Source organism: Agathobaculum faecis, assembly GCF_014287995.1.
Taxonomy (GTDB): Bacteria; Bacillota; Clostridia; order Oscillospirales; family Butyricicoccaceae; genus Agathobaculum; species Agathobaculum ammoniilyticum.
The window spans coordinates 1-1,875 of sequence record NZ_JACOPL010000052.1 but is presented as its reverse complement, the minus strand read 5'-3'; the positions used below and the strand labels follow the sequence as shown (position 1 = coordinate 1,875).

The 1,875-nt window shown below is 64.5% G+C and carries 1 protein-coding gene and 1 pseudogene; both read left to right on the top strand.

What is annotated here, in order from left to right; genetic code table 11:
- A pseudogene (locus tag H8S45_RS15685) lies at positions 1-489 on the top strand (hypothetical protein); the annotation flags it as partial.
- 6 nt (positions 490-495) lie between these two features.
- On the top strand, positions 496-1,875 hold a 1,380-nt coding region (locus H8S45_RS15680; RefSeq protein WP_186950563.1), incomplete at its 3' end, for a hypothetical protein.

Genomic DNA, 1,875 nt, shown 5'->3' with positions numbered 1-1,875 from the left:
ATCGTCATCCAGTGGCAGCTTATCCGGCTGTTCTTCGAGGTCGCGGAGCGGTACGTTATCCTCTGTGTCCTGACGTACTGCGCGCCGCTGGCCTTTGCGATGGGCGGGTCGAAAAGCACAGGCGATATCTTCTGCGGCTGGCTGCGGATGTTCGCCAGCATGTGCGTACTCATGGTGTTCAATCTGATGTTCGTCAAGCTGGTGCTGTCCGCGCTCTCCACAGACCCGAACGGCGCGGCGATCATCCCGTGGGCGATGCTCGTGGTTGGCATTGTCCGTATGGCGAAGAAGATGGACGGCGTTATCCTGCGCATCGGCCTGAACCCCGCTCTCACCGGGGACACGCTGGGTGCGCGCTTCCCCAGCGCGTTCACGGCCATGGCCCTGCGCAGCATCGCGTCCGTCGTGACACGCACGGCGGTGCAGAACACACCGTCCGCCGGACACCGCAATACCTCCGGCCCTCCGCCGCGGGAGGGCCCGCTCTGAGGCGGTATGGGGAAGGACGGTACAGGGCCGGTTTCCGGCAGCGGACGGGAAAGTGTCCGCCGCCAGACAGCGGCAGGGGAGACGGCTGCGACCCGCGGTGCGGGCTCGGGTGTGCGGGCAGCGCAGGAGCTGGAGGCCTTCCGCCGCCGGTACGGTGCGGACAATACGGAGAAGATGCGGCAGGTGCGCGGGACAGTCTCCATCAATGCGAATGACTTTGATGATGAAAGCCATATTAGTAGCCATGTGGAGAAAAACAGCAGCGCCGCCGAAACCATCTCCGAAGCGGGCGGCAGGGTGACGCCGCCGAAGCGCCCGCTTACGGCAGATTTTGGCCGCATGAGCCCGCCGCGAACAGACGGCAGATTGCCGCCGGTAACGCCGCCGCGCGCAGAGGGCGGAAAAGCCGACTGTATTCTCTGGCAGGATGCCCCAACTGGAAAGAGGACGGTCCCCGCTCCCGCTGCTGGGCCTGTGGACAGCGTACCGCGGGAACGCCGCGTGCATGGAGCTACATCCGTTACGGCAGCGTCGGCACGGGAAAACGATGTGCCGATGCCCAGACAGGGGCGGACGGCATCCGCCCCGTCCTCAATGGCTGTTGGCATAATACCCGCTGCGAACGCTGTTAATACGCCGCTGACAGACCGCCCCGTACAGGGAAGCGCTGCAGTCACAGTACAGGAGCAGACGCGGGCCACCGTACAGTTAGGGGATGCACTATCAGTACCGTCTGTCTCCCCTGGCGGCATGGCGCAGGCTCACCGCACAGACAAGGAGGTATCCGCTGCCCGCATTGCACCGGCGCGGGAAAGCGCGCCGCAGTTTGTCGTGCCTCGTCTCGGCAGTGCGGTTACACCAGAGCGGCAGGATATCCTCGTTGCCCAGCAGGTTGCGGCACGCAGAGCGACGCATGAGCAGGGCTTGCCGGCCGTGCAGCCGGCAAGCCAGAGGAAAGCGCCGGCAGGATCGGAAGCAGCGCCCCGTGGTGTATCTGCGGATTACAGCGGCTGCCCGCCGGTACGCCCAGCAAGGAGGGAAAGCAAACCGGGGCGTTGCAGCACTGCGGTCCATCCGGACGACACCCCGGGCATCCGCACGCCGGATATGGTAACGCCGCCGCCTGCCGTCCAGCCCCGTACCCTACGATGCAGCGCACAGCCGCTGAAAAGTAAAGCGGCGCCGGAAACACCAAAGAGAGGAGGAACCCACAATAGAAAACGTAAAGGGATGCTGATAAACTCCGTCCGGCTCGGCGTCCGCCAGCCCTTTGACGCGGACAGTGGGATCACGGATATCTGGACGGTAAACCCGTTCCTCAACCTGATCGCCCCGTTTACCCCCACCGGTATTTTTGTCACCGCCTCACTGGTCACGATGGCCTGC